Source organism: Aliiroseovarius sp. ABM4_368 (genome assembly GCF_056161205.1).
Window position 1 is genome coordinate 109033 of the sequence record NZ_JBSWYR010000004.1, and the last position, 13968, is coordinate 123000.

13 protein-coding genes are annotated in these 13968 nt (G+C 59.2%); 8 read left to right on the forward strand and 5 right to left on the reverse strand.

Annotation, left to right across the window (positions count from 1 at the left end; all coding sequences use genetic code 11):
- The first annotated feature begins 54 nt into the window (after nt 1–54).
- A complete protein-coding gene (locus ACXAH3_RS12545) occupies nt 55–1566 on the forward strand; it encodes a YifB family Mg chelatase-like AAA ATPase (RefSeq protein ID WP_474862433.1) in 1512 nt (503 codons plus the stop codon).
- Here the strand turns inward: ACXAH3_RS12545 and ACXAH3_RS12550 are convergent.
- The 4 genes from ACXAH3_RS12550 to rsmI form a co-directional block, all read right to left on the reverse strand.
- Nucleotides 1554–2465, reverse strand: coding sequence for an alpha/beta hydrolase (locus tag ACXAH3_RS12550; RefSeq protein WP_474862434.1), 912 nt, complete (start codon nt 2463–2465; stop codon nt 1554–1556). The two genes, ACXAH3_RS12545 and ACXAH3_RS12550, sit on opposite strands and share 13 nt — an antisense overlap.
- Complete coding sequence (gene gshB, locus ACXAH3_RS12555) at nt 2462–3403, reverse strand: glutathione synthase (protein ID WP_474862435.1); 942 nt, start codon at nt 3401–3403, stop codon at nt 2462–2464. The genes ACXAH3_RS12550 and gshB overlap by 4 nt, the downstream gene beginning before the upstream one ends.
- Before the next feature lie 88 nt (nt 3404–3491).
- Entirely contained in the window at nt 3492–3845 is a 354-nt protein-coding gene (locus ACXAH3_RS12560) for a YraN family protein (protein ID WP_474862436.1), read from the reverse strand.
- Nucleotides 3842–4699 carry a 16S rRNA (cytidine(1402)-2'-O)-methyltransferase gene (rsmI, locus tag ACXAH3_RS12565; protein WP_474862437.1) on the reverse strand — a complete coding sequence of 286 codons (858 nt, stop codon included), beginning with the start codon at nt 4697–4699 and terminating at the stop codon, nt 3842–3844. Before rsmI ends, ACXAH3_RS12560 begins: the two co-directional genes overlap by 4 nt.
- 79 nt (nt 4700–4778) lie before the next feature.
- Here rsmI and ACXAH3_RS12570 point away from each other — a divergent pair, with 79 nt between their 5' ends.
- From ACXAH3_RS12570 to ACXAH3_RS12585, 4 genes are read left to right on the forward strand one after another with little or no spacing between them, the layout of a single operon-like run.
- The gene (locus tag ACXAH3_RS12570) at nt 4779–5951 is read left to right on the forward strand and encodes a penicillin-binding protein activator (RefSeq protein WP_474862438.1); all 1173 of its coding nucleotides are present in this window, start codon (nt 4779–4781) and stop codon (nt 5949–5951) included.
- A gap of 25 nt (nt 5952–5976) precedes the next feature.
- Nucleotides 5977–8721, forward strand: a complete 2745-nt coding sequence (locus ACXAH3_RS12575; RefSeq protein ID WP_474862773.1) for a [protein-PII] uridylyltransferase — start codon at nt 5977–5979, stop codon at nt 8719–8721.
- A complete protein-coding gene (gene murJ / locus ACXAH3_RS12580; RefSeq protein WP_474862439.1) occupies nt 8721–10271 on the forward strand; it encodes a murein biosynthesis integral membrane protein MurJ in 1551 nt (516 codons plus the stop codon). The genes ACXAH3_RS12575 and murJ overlap by 1 nt, the downstream gene beginning before the upstream one ends.
- Before the next feature lie 23 nt (nt 10272–10294).
- Nucleotides 10295–10597: a hypothetical protein gene (locus tag ACXAH3_RS12585; RefSeq protein ID WP_474862440.1), complete on the forward strand. Its 303-nt coding sequence runs from the start codon at nt 10295–10297 to the stop codon at nt 10595–10597.
- Between the two features lie 54 nt (nt 10598–10651).
- Here the strand turns inward: ACXAH3_RS12585 and ACXAH3_RS12590 are convergent, their stop codons facing one another.
- The gene (locus ACXAH3_RS12590) at nt 10652–11338 is read right to left on the reverse strand and encodes a rhomboid family intramembrane serine protease (RefSeq protein ID WP_474862441.1); all 687 of its coding nucleotides are present in this window, start codon (nt 11336–11338) and stop codon (nt 10652–10654) included.
- Between the two features lie 98 nt (nt 11339–11436).
- Between ACXAH3_RS12590 and trpS the strand changes: the two genes are divergently transcribed.
- The 3 genes from trpS to ACXAH3_RS12605 all read left to right on the forward strand — a co-directional run bounded on the left by trpS (nt 11437) and on the right by ACXAH3_RS12605 (nt 13938).
- Nucleotides 11437–12462, forward strand: coding sequence for a tryptophan--tRNA ligase (gene trpS, locus ACXAH3_RS12595; RefSeq protein ID WP_474862442.1), 1026 nt, complete (start codon nt 11437–11439; stop codon nt 12460–12462).
- A 181-nt stretch (nt 12463–12643) separates the two neighbouring features.
- Nucleotides 12644–13288: a CDGSH iron-sulfur domain-containing protein gene (locus tag ACXAH3_RS12600; protein WP_474862443.1), complete on the forward strand. Its 645-nt coding sequence runs from the start codon at nt 12644–12646 to the stop codon at nt 13286–13288.
- The gene (locus ACXAH3_RS12605; RefSeq protein WP_474862444.1) at nt 13285–13938 is read left to right on the forward strand and encodes a TIGR02453 family protein; all 654 of its coding nucleotides are present in this window, start codon (nt 13285–13287) and stop codon (nt 13936–13938) included. The genes ACXAH3_RS12600 and ACXAH3_RS12605 overlap by 4 nt, the downstream gene beginning before the upstream one ends.
- Nucleotides 13939–13968 lie beyond the last annotated feature (30 nt).

Below are 13968 nucleotides of genomic sequence, written 5' to 3' on the forward strand. Positions count from 1 at the left end.
AACCCTTTGATAACCATGCCGGTCTAGCCTGCCCGAAAAGGGGCAGGTTGGATCATGGTCGCACGTATCAGCACGGTAGCGTTCGAAGGCATCGACGCCAAAATAGTCGAGGTCGAATGCGCCCTATCGCCCGGCTTGCCGGGCTTTGCCATCGTCGGACTGCCGGACAAGGCCGTGTCGGAAGCCCGCGAACGCGTGCGCGCGGCGTTGGCGTCGATGTCGGTCGCCCTACCGCCGCGCAAAATCACAATCAACATGTCCCCCGCCGACATGCCCAAGGAAGGGTCGCATTTCGACCTGCCCATCGCGTTGGCCCTGCTGGCCGAGGCCGGATTGATCCCGCGCGAAGAACTGGCAGGCACACTGGCCATCGGAGAGCTGTCGCTGGACGGTTCCCTGATCCCCGTTCTGGGCGCCCTGCCCGCCGCGCTGGCCGCTGCCGAACATGAGCTGGATTTGATCTGCCCCAAGGCCTGCGGCGCCGAGGCCGCGTGGATCGATGCCACCAAAGTACTTGCGGCAAACAGCCTTGCGGGCATGTTGCAGCATTTCACCGGCCAGTCGCCGATCGTGCCAGCCACAGCCGGGCAGGTCACGACGCAAGCCACCTCCAAGGACATGGCTGAAGTGAAAGGGCAAGAACGCGCCAAGCGGGCGCTCGAGATCGCTGCCGCCGGACGTCACCACCTGCTGATGATCGGACCGCCAGGGTCCGGCAAGTCAATGCTGGCCGCGCGCTTGCCCGGCATCCTGCCACCTTTGTCGGCACGCGAAGCGCTTGAAACATCTATGATCCATTCCGTATCCGGCCTTCTGGATGCGGGCGGGATCTCGAAAACCCGTCCTTTCCGCGCGCCGCATCACACGGCTTCCATGGCAGCGATTGTCGGCGGCGGACGGGGTGCAAAACCGGGTGAAATCAGTCTGGCCCATAACGGCGTGCTGTTTATGGATGAGTTCCCCGAGTTCAACCGCCAGACATTGGAAACCCTGCGCCAGCCTTTGGAAACCGGAGACGTCACCGTCGCCCGCGCCAACGCACATCTACGCTATCCCAGCCGCTTCCTGCTGGTGGCCGCCGCGAACCCCTGCAAATGCGGATACCTGACGGATGCGGCGCGTGCCTGCAACCGCGCACCAAATTGCGGAGCGGACTATATGAGCAAGATCTCGGGGCCATTGCTGGACCGGTTTGACCTGCGGCTCGAAGTGCCTCCGGTCAGCTTTCAGGATCTTGATCTGCCCGCAACAGGAGAGCCGTCCTCGGTCATTGCCAACCGCGTGGCCGAGGCGCGGGCGCGTCAATTGGAGCGCTACGCAGACCATCCAAACGTGACCACAAACTGCGACATCGAAGGCGATCTGCTCGGACAGGTGGCAACGCCCGATCAGGACGGGCGCGAGATTTTGAACAAGGCTGCTGACCGGTTCGGCCTATCCGCACGTGGCTACCACCGCGTGCTGCGCGTGGCGCGCACAATTGCAGATCTGGACGGGGCGGATCATGTGGGCCGTAGACATGTCGCCGAGGCACTAGGCTATCGACTTGTCGGTCAGTCGGCCTGACCCTCAAGCGCCGTCGTAATCGCCTGCGCGATACGGGTAACGGATTGATTTGCTTCAGGCAATTTCCCTGCAAACATCTGCCAGACATGGGGCAGCCCGTCGGCCTCTTGCAAATCAACAGACACGCCCTGTTCTTTCAGCACCTTCGCCATGCGGCGCGCGTCATCCAGAAAAATCTCGGACCGGCTAACGGCAATCAGCACGGGCGTCGCCCCGGCAAACTCGGCAAAAAGCGGACTGGCGCGGGGGTCACGTGGGTCGGCTTCACCAAGGTAATAGGTGGCCAACTCGCCCATCCGTTCGGCGGGCAGGACCACTTCGGTTGCGTCATTATCGCGAATGGATGCACCGCTGGCAGTCATGTCGGTTAAAGGGGAAAGGGCGATGGTCAGAACGGGTTTCGGCAAGCCCAGCGCAGTGATTTGCGACAGCAACACCAGCGCCAATCCACCGCCGGCGCTGTCTCCACCAAGGATGATAGGTCGGTCTGGATGGGCCGTTATCACATCGCGATAGACGGCCAGCGCGTCATCCGGGGCGGCGGGAAAGAGATGCTCGGGGGCCAGTCGATAGTTGGGTAAAAGCGCCCGCAACCCTGCCGCCCGCGCGATACGCCCGACCATATTGCGCACGGTATTGGGCGAGCCGAAGAAATAGCCTCCTCCGTGGAAATACAGCAAGATCGGCGCGTTGTCGGATACACCCGGATCAATCTCCATCACCGGGCGGGTCATGTCATGCCACGTGAATCGCAACCCGCGCGGAGGGTGCAGCGAAAGGCGCGTCACCCACTCGAACCGTTTGCGCACGCGATCCACGGTTTCGGGCGTGGCGCGAGTCAGCGCCCGACGTTCCGTCAGGCGCAGCCACAAGTTCAAGGGGCGGCGTAACCAGCTCATGCGCGGCGGGCTTCGATGGCTTGCCAGATCTTCTCGGCGACATTGGTGCCGTCGAACCGCTCGAGCTCTTGAATGCCGGTGGGCGAGGTCACGTTGATCTCGGTCAGATAGTCTCCGATCACGTCAATGCCGACAAAGATCTGACCCTTTTCACGCAGAAGCGGGCCGATGGCCGCGCAGATCTCGAGGTCGCGCTCGGTCAGGCCGATCTTCTCGGGCCGTCCGCCCACATGCATGTTCGAACGCGTCTCGCCCGCAGCTGGAACGCGGTTGATGGCGCCCACGGGTTCACCATCCACAAGGATCACGCGCTTGTCACCGTTCGAGACATCGGGCAGGAATTTCTGCGCGATCAAAGGCTCACGATTGATACCTGCGAACAGCTCGTGCAGGGACGCAAGGTTGCGGTCGTTTTCGTCCAGACGGAACACGCCTGCGCCGCCATTGCCGTAAAGTGGCTTCAGGATGATGTCGCCATGAGCGTGTTTGAACGACTTCAGGGTTTCGAAATCGCGGGCGATCATGGTGGGGGGCGTCAGGTCGGGGAATTCCAGAACCAGCAGTTTTTCGGGATAGTTGCGAACCCAGAACGGATCATTCACCACCAGCGTGTCGGGGTGGATCATATCGAGGATATGGGTCGTGGTGATATAGCCCATGTCAAAGGGTGGATCCTGACGCAGCCAGACCACATCCATGTCTGCCAGATCAATGTCCTGAAGCTCGCCCAGCGTGAAGTGATTGCCCTGCTCGCGCCGAACAGACAGCGGCCAGCCGCGCGCTATGACGCGACCCTCGCGATAGGAAATCTGATCCGGCGTATAGTAGAACAAACTATGCCCGCGCGCTTGTGCTTCTTCCGCAATGCGAAAGGAACTGTCGGCATTGATGTCGACATGTTCAATCGGGTCCATTTGGATGGCAACTTTAAGCGACATTTGGGGCTCCGTCTGAATTCAGTCCCCCATAAATGGGGCAGAGCGGCCTGCGGCGCAATGGGGTCAACGCCCCATTTCAGCATCGCTTTCAGTATCCCAGCGCATTTTCGACGATTTGGATTTCCCCAGCACCGTTCACAAGCGCCACATCGAAGCGGCTGGGGGTCAGATCCCCTTTGGGTTCGCCACTCAGAAATTCAGCAGCCGTTTGATGCAGCCGCTTGATCTGCGCTTTGGACAGGGCTTCGGCAGCGCGCAGGAAATCGCGAGATTTCTTAACCTCAACGAAGATGACTTCGTCGCGATCTCGCACAATCAGGTCAATCTCGCCCCGTTTGCCGCGCCAACGGCGAAACGCAATTTGCCGCCCACCGTCCTGATATACGCGCGCCACGCTGTCTTCGGCAGCGATGCCGGACAGGTACGAGACCATACCGCTCATCCCTTGCGGTCCAAAGTTAGCGCGGTTTGATAGACCTTTCGGCGTGGCAGGCCGGTGGCCTGTGTCACCATCGCAACCGCATCTTTCATCGTCATATCTTGCAAGGCTGTCCCCAGCATCTGTTCAAGATCCACTTCTTCATCGCCCGCTTCGGCTGGCCCCAACACAAGGGCGATTTCACCCTTCAACGTCATGTCCGCGATTTGGTCGTTCAGGTCTTGGACCGTTCCGCGTCGGATTTCTTCGAATTTCTTGGTCAGCTCCCGACAAATGGCAGCAGAGCGTGACTTGGCTTCAGTTGAGCACAAATCTGTTAGCAGCCGGTTAATGCGCTTGGGGCTTTCATAGATGATCAGGGTGGCGGGGATGGCCAGAAGCTCGGACAGCCATTTTTGGCGTGCGCCTTTGGCCGTCGGGGCGAAACCTGCAAAGCAGAATCGGTCGGATGGCAGGCCCGATAGGCTGAGCGCGGTGATCGCGGCGGTAGCGCCCGGAAGCGCGGTGACAAAGCCGCCCTCTTGCGCCACATCCCGCGCCAAAGCAAAGCCGGGATCAGCCACCAACGGGCTGCCCGCTTCGCTGGCATAGGCCACGGATTTCCCCTGCCCGATCAGTTTCATGATCCCATCGCGTCCAGCCTGACCCGAGTGGTCGTGATAAGCAATGAGCTTTCGATCGCCCAACGCGATCCCATGGATTTCAAGCAGCTTACGGGTGGTCCGCGTGTCTTCGGCGGCGATCACATCGGCTGAAGCCAGCACGTCCAAGGCACGAAGGGTAATGTCGCGCGCGTTTCCGATGGGGGTCGCGACCAGATAAAGTCCGGGTTCAAGGGGAGTAATCAGGGGTTTCACACTGGACCTGTCTGTTCTGAGGGTTATTATGGCGCGGTCTGTCGGGGTGCGTTCTGCCTCGCCCGGGAAAGGATATTGTATGTTTGCCGTTTTCGCACGCACCCGCAAGGCGCTGGGTGCACTGACCGCCATTGTGTCGCTGTCCGCCCTTGCCGCCTGTAACGTCGCAGCCCCGCAAGTTGGCCAGAATATCAACACCTCGAAACCCGTGCCTGTTGCGCTTTTGGTGCCGTCAGGGTCGGGATCGGCCAATGACGCGAATCTGGCACAATCGCTGGAAAACGCGGCCCGTCTGGCGATGTCTGAACTGTCGGGTGTCCAGATCGACCTGCGTGTCTACAGCACCGCAGGCAACGCGAATCAGGCAGCGTCCATGGCCACGAAAGCTGTGAACGATGGTGCGAAGATCATTCTTGGGCCGGTCTTTGCCCAAAGCGCCAATGCGGCCGGTGTGGCTGTATCCCGTCGAAACGTGAACGTACTAAGCTTCTCGAACAATCCCAGCATCGCAGGCGGCAACGTTTTCATTCTGGGCAACACCTTCCAGAACACCGCCAACCGCCTGACCCGCTATGCCGCACGTCAGGGCAAAGGCCGTATCATGGTTCTGAACGGCAATGATCAGGCCGAAGCACAGGGACGCGCAGCCATTCAAGCCGCGATCCAAAACTCGGGCGCGACGCTGGCGGGTTCAGCCTCGTTCGAGCTGTCGCAAAACGGCATTGTCAACGCCCTGCCCGGCATCAGCGCGCAGGTGCGCAGCTCGGGTGCGCAGTCGGTCTTCCTGACCTCGGGCACCTCGGGTGCGCTGCCCTTCCTGGCGGGCCTGCTGCCTGAAAATGGCGTCGATCCCGCAAGTGTCCAATATATCGGCCTGCAGCGTTGGGATATCCCTTCGAACGCGCTGGCACTGCCCGGCCTGCAAGGCGGCTGGTTCGCCATCCCGGACCCAGCGCTGAGCAACCGTTTCGCAGGGCGCTACCAGGCCAAATACGGTGCGGCCCCGCACCCGATTGCAGGCCTTGCCTATGATGGCGTCGCTGCCATTGGCGCGCTGGTGAAAGCGGGCAAGGCCAATGCCTTGACCACCACCGCGCTGACCCAACCGCAAGGCTTCGTTGGCGTGAACGGCATATTCCGTCTGCGTGGCAACGGCACCAATGACCGCGGCTTGGCTGTCGCCCAGATCCAGAACGGTCAGGTCGTGATAATCGACCCCGCACCCAGAAGCTTCTCCGGTGCCGGTTTCTAAAGCAGACCGGACGGATCCGGACCAAATGGCGGGGCGGTTAATCTGCCCTGCCGAAGAGATTCTTGACGAAAATGCCCTGTGGCAACGGCTTGAACACGCGTTCGAGGACGCCAAGGGTGCGTCAGAAATTCGCAAGCTGACCGTCGAAGCCCTGCGCGCCAGCATGAAGGACGGTCGCGCCGCGATTGCCGAGGCGCTGTCAAAGACACCCTTGGATGCCTATGGCGCCACAGCGGCCTATAGCCACCTGACCGATTGCGTTGTGCGCTGCGTTCATCGTGTCGCGACCCAACGCCTGCATCCTCTGCCTCTGCCCACCACGTCAGAACGCATCGCGGTTATTGCCGTAGGCGGCTTTGGACGTGGAGAGATGGCGCCACAATCGGACGTGGATCTGCTGTTCCTGACGCCCTACAAAATCACCCCTTGGGCTGAGAGTGTCATTGAAAGCATGCTTTACATGCTGTGGGATCTGCGGCTGAAAGTCGGCCATGCCTCGCGTACGATCGATGATTGCCTGCGTTTGGGTCGCGAGGATTACACCATCCGCACGGCACTGCTGGAGCAACGCCCAATCTGTGGCGACGCCGAGCTCGCGCAGGATCTGGACGATCGTCTGTGGAAGGATCTGTTCAACGGCACCTTGGCCGAGTTCATCGAAGCCAAGCTGGCAGAACGCGACACGCGCCACGTCAAACAGGGGCAGCGGTATGTGGTCGAACCCAATGTGAAAGAGGGCAAGGGCGGGCTGCGCGACCTGCAAACGCTGTTTTGGGTCGCCAAATATCAGCACCGCGTGGCCCACCCGTCCGAACTGGTGTCAAAAGGCGTCTTCACCGAAGACGAGTTCGAGACCTTCCGCGAGGCTGAAAGTTTCCTGTGGGCAGTGCGCTGCCAGCTACACCTTCTGACCAATCGCCCCTCAGATCAGCTGACCTTTGACCTACAGGTCGAAGTGGCTGATCGCTTGGGCTTTAAGGACACCGGAGGCCGTCGCGCGGTCGAACACTTCATGCAGGTCTATTTCCGCCATGCCACACAGGTGGGCGACCTGACACGGATCGTGCTGACAGCTTTAGAGGCACAGCACCTTAAGAAAGAGCCGCGATTGATGCGGTTACTAAAACGGCGTCGCAAGTTGAAAGACGGCTTCGTTGAACGACAGGGGCGTCTGGATGTCGCGGACGACGACGCGTTCCTGTCCGACAAGGTAAACCTTCTGCGGATTTTCGAAGAAGGCTTGCGCACGGGGATGTTGATCCACCCGCACGCGATGCGGCTGGTCTCGCATAATCTGCATCTGATTGATGACGAGGTGCGGGGCAACAAAGAAGCCATCCGCATTTTCCTTGATCTGCTGTTGAAACATGGCAACCCCGAACGCGCGCTGCGCCGGATGAACGAGCTGGGTGTACTAGCCGCCTTCATCCCAGAATTCGAGCCCATCGTGGCGATGATGCAGTTCAACATGTATCACTCATATACGGTGGACGAGCACACGATTCAGGTGATTTCGAACTTTGCTCAGATCGAGCGGCACGAGCTGGAAGACGAACTGCCGATCAGTTCGGAAATCCTGGACAAGGGCGTCAATCGCAAGACCCTGATGGTGGCGATGCTGCTGCATGACATCGGCAAAGGTCGGCCGCAGGATCACTCGGTTCTGGGGGCCAAGATTGCACGCAAGGTAGCGCCCCGGCTGGGGTTAACGCCGAAGGAATGCGAAACCGTCGAATGGCTGGTGCGCTATCACCTGTTGATGTCCGATATGGCGCAGAAACGCGACATTGCCGACCCGCGCACGGTGCAGGATTTCGCCAAGGCGGTGCGGTCGGTCCGGCGGTTGGATCTGCTGACCGTGCTGACCGTTTGTGACATTCGCGGCGTCGGGCCGGACACGTGGAACAACTGGAAAGCTACGTTGATTCGCACGCTTTACAACCAAACGCGCCGGGTGTTGGAAGACGGGACCGAGGCTCTGAACCGCGAAAGCCGCGGGAACGAAAGCAAACGCGCGCTGCGCAAGGTTTTGGTCGATTGGAAGCCAAAGGATCTGAAAACCGAAACCGCGCGGCATTACCCAGCCTATTGGCAGGGGCTGCATGTGTCAGCGCACACGGTCTTTGCGCGTCTTCTGCGTGATATCCAAGACAACGAGGTTCGGATCGAGCTTGAGCCCGATCAGGATCGCGACGTCACCCGCGCCTATTTCGTGCTGGCCGATCACCCCGGCATCTTCTCGCGGCTTGCAGGGGCGTTGACGCTGGTCGGTGCCAATATCGTGGACGCGCGCACCTATACGTCAAAGGACGGCTATGCCACCGCGTGTTTCTGGGTGCAGGATGCCGATGGCAACCCGTTTGACACGGGCAAGTTGGGCCGGCTAACCCAGATGACGAACAAGATCCTGAAAGGCAAAGTTGTCGCCCGCGACGCCATCGCTGGCCGCGACAAAATCAAGAAACGCGAGCGCGCCTTCAAAGTGCCCACCACGATCACCTTCGACAATGATGGGTCCGAGATCTATACCATTATCGAAGTCGACACCCGCGACCGCCCCGGCTTGCTGTATGACCTGACCCGCACGCTTGCCGACGCGAATGTCTATATCGCCTCGGCAGTGATTGCGACCTATGGCGAACAGGTGGTGGACAGCTTCTATGTCAAAGACATGTTCGGCCTGAAATTCTATGCCGAACACAAACAGGACTTGCTGGCAGGCAAACTGCGCACGGCCATCGAAAAAGGCGTGGAAAGGGCGACCGCGTAATGGCGTCGCGTCTGACCAGAGGCTTTATGACCGTTGGAGGCTGGACCATGGCCAGCCGCATCTTGGGCTTTGTGCGCGATATCATGATCGGTGCGTTTCTAGGATCATCAGCGGTGGCCGAGGCCTTTCTGATTGCCTTTTCCCTGCCCAACATGTTCCGCCGCTTCTTTGCGGAAGGCACGCTGAACGTGGCCTTCGTGCCAATGTTCGCCAAAAAGCACGAGGGGGGAGAGGCGGAACACAAAGCCGCGCTTGAATTCGCCCGCGACGCATTTTCCGGGCTGGCTTTCATCTTGGTGATCTTCTCTGTCGTGGCGCAGATTTTCATGCCCGCGCTGGTCTATGCCATGGCGTCGGGCTTCACGGTCGACGACCGCTTTGATCTGGCCGTCACCTATGGGCGCATCGCCTTCCCCTATATCCTGTTCATCTCACTGGCGGCCCTTCTGTCTGGCGTTCTGAACGCCACCGGACGTTTCGTGGCTGCGGCTGCCGCGCCCGTGCTTCTGAACGTGATCTTCATCGCTGCCATGCTGGGCGCAGACCTTTTGGGGATAGACATTGGCACGGCGCTGGCGTGGACTGTGCCTTTTGCAGGCGTTGCCCAAGTCGTGCTTGTGTGGGTGGCTGCCAGCCGCGCCGGTTACCGCCTGATCCCACGCATGCCGCACATGACACCCGAGCTGAAACGGCTGGCGATCATTGCCGCCCCTGCGGCCCTCGCGGGCGGTGTCACTCAGATCAACCTGCTGATGGGCCGTCAGGTCGCCAGCTTTTTCGAAGGCGCGGTGGCGTGGCTTTACTATGCCGACCGCTTGTATCAATTGCCATTGGGCGTGGTGGGCATCGCCATCGGCATCGTGTTGCTGCCGGAACTGTCGCGCAACCTGCGTGCGGGCGACATGGCCGCCAGTCGCGAGGCCCTCAGCCGGGCCGGAGAAATGTCTTTGGCCCTGACCATCCCCGCCGCTGTGGCGCTGATCGTGGTCCCCACTCAACTGATCGAAGTGCTGTTTCAACGCGGAGCCTTCACGGCAGACGACACCGCCCGCACCGCGGTGGCCACTGCGGTCTATGGTATCGGCTTGCCCGCCTTCGTGCTGCAAAAGGTGCTTGCCTCGGTTTACTTCGCGCGCGAGAACACCCGCACACCCTTCCATTTCGCGCTAGTTGGCATGGTGGTCAACGCGGTACTGGCAATTGGACTAAGCTATTGGCTGGGCTTCATCGCGGCAGCGATCGCAACCACAATGGCGGCTTGGACCATCACCGGCCTGACCTGGATCGGTGCTGCCCGGATTGGCGAAGAAACCCGCTTTGACACGCGTTTCTGGTCCCGCTTCTGGCGCATTGTCACTGCCAGCTGGGCCATGGGCGCGGTTCTGTGGGTGATGCTGATGGTGATGGGGCCGATGTTCGGCACGCCGGGGCTGAAAGTCGTCGCGCTGACCATCCTCGTCTTCGGTGGCATCGCAGTCTACGGCCTCTTCGGCCACCTGCTTGGCGCGTTTCGCCTGTCTGAAATCAAGGCTGCTTTCCGCAGAGGTTAATTCAACTATGACAAAGAAACCTATTGGACTGTGATCAAGAATTGAAACCAATTATTGATGCAGAATTTGTGCTGCGTGAAACAGATCGCATTATCTCACTGTGCGAAAGCACAGGGAAATTTGATCCTAGCAAGTTTGGAAGCAGACGGTTTTTAGATGCAGGAGAAGCCCAACTCGCATTCAATGGAATCTACCGGTTTGTGGAAGGCAACCCTAAATTTCGAACAACAATGCCCAAGTCTTGCTCGCTGCTTTACGAGCTATACAAAGATGAAGAATACGGCCCGAGTCGCGTCAAAATTCACTACTGGAGCCATGACGACTGAGCAGACCAGTAAACTCGGCGCTCTCAATCCCGTCCCGAAAACCTTTGCTTACAATCATCGCTGACGCAACCGCTGCACCACACGCGACCAGCCGCCGGGGCTAACCAGAAAGCTCAGCCCAAAGCCCGCGACAAAGCCCGCAATTTCACTGACCCAATTCAGTCCAGCTCCAAACAGCAAACCGAAAACCAGTTGAATGCCCAGCAGGAAGGCGATCAGACGGAAGGCCGAGACCTGATTGGCCCCGCGCGCGCCTAGTTCAGCCCACAGGATGAACGTATAGGCTCCGATCAACCCATAAACCGACGGGTAGCCTCCGAACAACACCACACCCGTGTCCCACACCAGCCAATAGACCAGTGCGCCGACGATTGCTGAACCGAAGAACACCACCAGAAAAGCGAAGGTCGAAAAGACTTCGCCGACCATTTTGCCAAGGGCCAGAAGGAAGACGAGCACAAACAGAAGATGGGCAAAGCTAATATGAAGGAAGGGATAGGTGAAGAACCGTGCCATGTCCTTCAGGGGAAAGCGGCCATTCTCGACCATCCAAGAAAACAACGGCTCGCGAAATCCCCAGTTCTCAATCGCTGCTATGCGCCACCCTGCGGCTTCCGGCCCGCCGACCAGACCTTTGCTTCCGACCCAGAAGACCAGCTCGATCCCAACCAGAAAAACCGACAGGGCAATCACTACCGGCGGCAGGGGGTTAACAGGGCTTACATCATGTGGATGGGTCACGGGCTGCTCCTTCGCCCGCGTTTATCCGGGCTTTCCTTGACGGTCTCTGCCCAGCTAGGTAATCGACATGGGCATAGAATTCCAGACGGAGCAAACACATGACCAATCACACGCCACGCGTATTTTCGGGGATCAAACCCTCGGGCGGGCTGACGCTGGGCAACTATCTTGGCGCCATCAAGCGGTTCGTGGACATGCAGGCACAGGATATCGAGACCCTTTACTGTGTCGTCGACCTGCATGCCATCACCGTTTGGCAAGACCCTAACGAATTGACCGATGCAACCCGCGAAGTTGCTGCGGGCTTTTTGGCTTCGGGCATTGATCCCAGCCAGTCGATTCTGTTCAACCAAAGCCAAGTTCCTGCCCATACCCAGTTGGCATGGCTGTTCAACTGCGTCGCCCGTGTGGGATGGATGAACCGCATGACTCAGTTCAAGGAAAAGGCTGGAAAGAACGCAGAAAACGTATCACTTGGGCTTTATGCTTATCCGTCGCTGATGGCGGCAGATATCCTGATCTATCATGCAACCCACGTTCCGGTTGGCGAGGATCAGAAGCAGCATGTGGAACTGACGCGCGATATTGCGGCGAAGTTCAACCACGACTTCAAGGCCGAAGGCTTTTTCCCGCAGCCCGAGCCGATCATCGAAGGTCCGGCCACCCGCGTGATGAACCTGCGCGATGGCACCAAAAAGATGTCGAAGTCGGGCGAAAGCGATATGGAACGCATCAACATGACCGATGATGCAGATACGATTGCCAAGAAGTTCAAAAAGGCGAAGACCGATCCCGAGCCTCTGCCCGAGACGCTGGACGGCTTGAAAGAGCGCCCCGAGGCGAAAAACCTCGTAAGCATCTATGCGGGCTTGTCAGGGCTGACGAACGAGCAAGTAATCACAGAATACGCAGGCGCTGGCTGGGGCAAGTTCAAGCCTGCGCTGGCGGATCTGGCGGTTGAGAAACTGGCGCCAATCTCGGAAGAGATGTCGCGCCTGATGAACGACAAAGCCGAGATTGACCGCATTCTGGGTGAAGGCGCCGAAAAGGCCGAGGCGATTGCTCAGCCCATTCTGGACCGTGCCTATGACATCACGGGGTTCGTGCGCTCGCGCAAACGCTAGGCGGGTTTTGTGGCTCACTTCGTGAGCCTTAGGGGTTTTGCCTCTCGCCCCATCGGGGCTCACCCCAGGATGTTTATTACAAGAAAAAGCAAAGGCGTCCGGCGACGGGCGCCTTTTTTTCGTGATTTTGCGATTTTGGCGGGCTGAGCTAGGCTGAGGGAAGCGAGCCGAGGAGCCAGCCATGACACGTAAAGAGTATACAGGACAGGACATCACTGTCACCTTTGACCTTAAACGCTGCATTCACGCGCGGAATTGTTTTCTTCAATTGCCCGAGGTGTTTGACCCTGCCAATCGCCCATGGGTGCAGCCCGACAATGCCAGCGCCGAGGAAGTGGCGGCGATGATCCGCACCTGTCCGTCGGGGGCATTGGCATTTTACCGGAACGAGGGCATTGACGAGCGTGCGCCCAAGATCAATCGGCTGGCGGTGTTGGAAAACGGACCGTTGGTTCTGGCGGGTGATGCCTGCATCGAGGGTGGCGATCGCGAAACTCGCGTGGCGCTCTGCCGTTGTGGATTGTCCAAAAACAAACCCTATTGCGACTACAGTCATGTGGAAGGCGGGTTCGAAGCAACTGGCGAACCAAGCCCTGAAACCCCACCCGAGACCGACAAGGCAGGCGGGCCTGCCGATGTCTCACGCCGGCCGGACGGCCCTTTGGTGGTCGACGGAAATATCGAGTTGTGTTCAGGCACAGGCCGACGGATTGGCGCCGTTGGTAAGGCGTTTCTGTGTCGCTGCGGTGCCTCGAAAAACAAGCCCTTTTGTGATGGCAGCCACAAGGCTGCTGGGTTCAAAGACCCGGCAGAGGTTGCATCATGACTTGGTTCAGCGACGAGACCTTGTCGTTTCTAAGTGACCTGTCCCAAAACAACAGTCGTGATTGGTTTCAAACCAACAAGCCGCGCTATGAGGCCCATGTGAAAGACGCCGCCGCGCAGTTTTCGGATGCCCTGAACCAAAAGCTGGCGACCACCTATGAAGCCGTCGTGACCACGCGCATTTTTCGGATGCAGCGTGATCTTCGGTTCTCCAAAGATAAGACGCCCTATAACACGCATATCCATATCGGCTTTTCAGACAGCGCGACGGGGGCCAGTTGGATGGTGGGGTTGCAGACCGATCACCTTGTGGTCGGGTACGGTGTGTTTACCTTCGAACACGAAGCGTTGGACCACTGGCGCGAGACTGTGGCGGGGCCTCAGGGCGAAATCTTGATGGAACGGAACGCCAAAGCGGTCACTGCCGGGCTGCGCATCGCGGAACCCGAGTTGAAGCGCATCCCTTTGGCATGGGACGCTGACCACCCGCAAGGGGAGCTGTTGCGGCGCAAGGGGATCGTTTGGTGGAACGATCACGTCCCGCAATCCGAGATCATGGGACCCGATGCCCCTGACGCCATTGCAAGCGAGTTCAAGGCGATGGACCCGCTGCACGACTGGATGAAACTGGCGCTTGGGCCGACAGCTTAAAGCGTTTCGTCTTCCCCTGTGTCAGGTTAA

Coding starts and splice junctions, on each gene's coding strand:
- ACXAH3_RS12605 (WP_474862444.1), top strand. CDS start 13,285: ATGACTTGGTTCAGCGACGAGACCTTGTCGTTTCTAAGTGACCTGTCC.
- ACXAH3_RS12570 (WP_474862438.1), top strand. CDS start 4,779: ATGTTTGCCGTTTTCGCACGCACCCGCAAGGCGCTGGGTGCACTGACC.
- ACXAH3_RS12560 (WP_474862436.1), bottom strand. CDS start 3,845: ATGAGCGGTATGGTCTCGTACCTGTCCGGCATCGCTGCCGAAGACAGC.
- ACXAH3_RS12600 (WP_474862443.1), top strand. CDS start 12,644: ATGACACGTAAAGAGTATACAGGACAGGACATCACTGTCACCTTTGAC.
- ACXAH3_RS12575 (WP_474862773.1), top strand. CDS start 5,977: ATGGCGGGGCGGTTAATCTGCCCTGCCGAAGAGATTCTTGACGAAAAT.
- trpS (WP_474862442.1), top strand. CDS start 11,437: ATGACCAATCACACGCCACGCGTATTTTCGGGGATCAAACCCTCGGGC.
- gshB (WP_474862435.1), bottom strand. CDS start 3,403: ATGTCGCTTAAAGTTGCCATCCAAATGGACCCGATTGAACATGTCGAC.
- ACXAH3_RS12545 (WP_474862433.1), top strand. CDS start 55: ATGGTCGCACGTATCAGCACGGTAGCGTTCGAAGGCATCGACGCCAAA.
- murJ (WP_474862439.1), top strand. CDS start 8,721: ATGGCGTCGCGTCTGACCAGAGGCTTTATGACCGTTGGAGGCTGGACC.
- ACXAH3_RS12550 (WP_474862434.1), bottom strand. CDS start 2,465: ATGAGCTGGTTACGCCGCCCCTTGAACTTGTGGCTGCGCCTGACGGAA.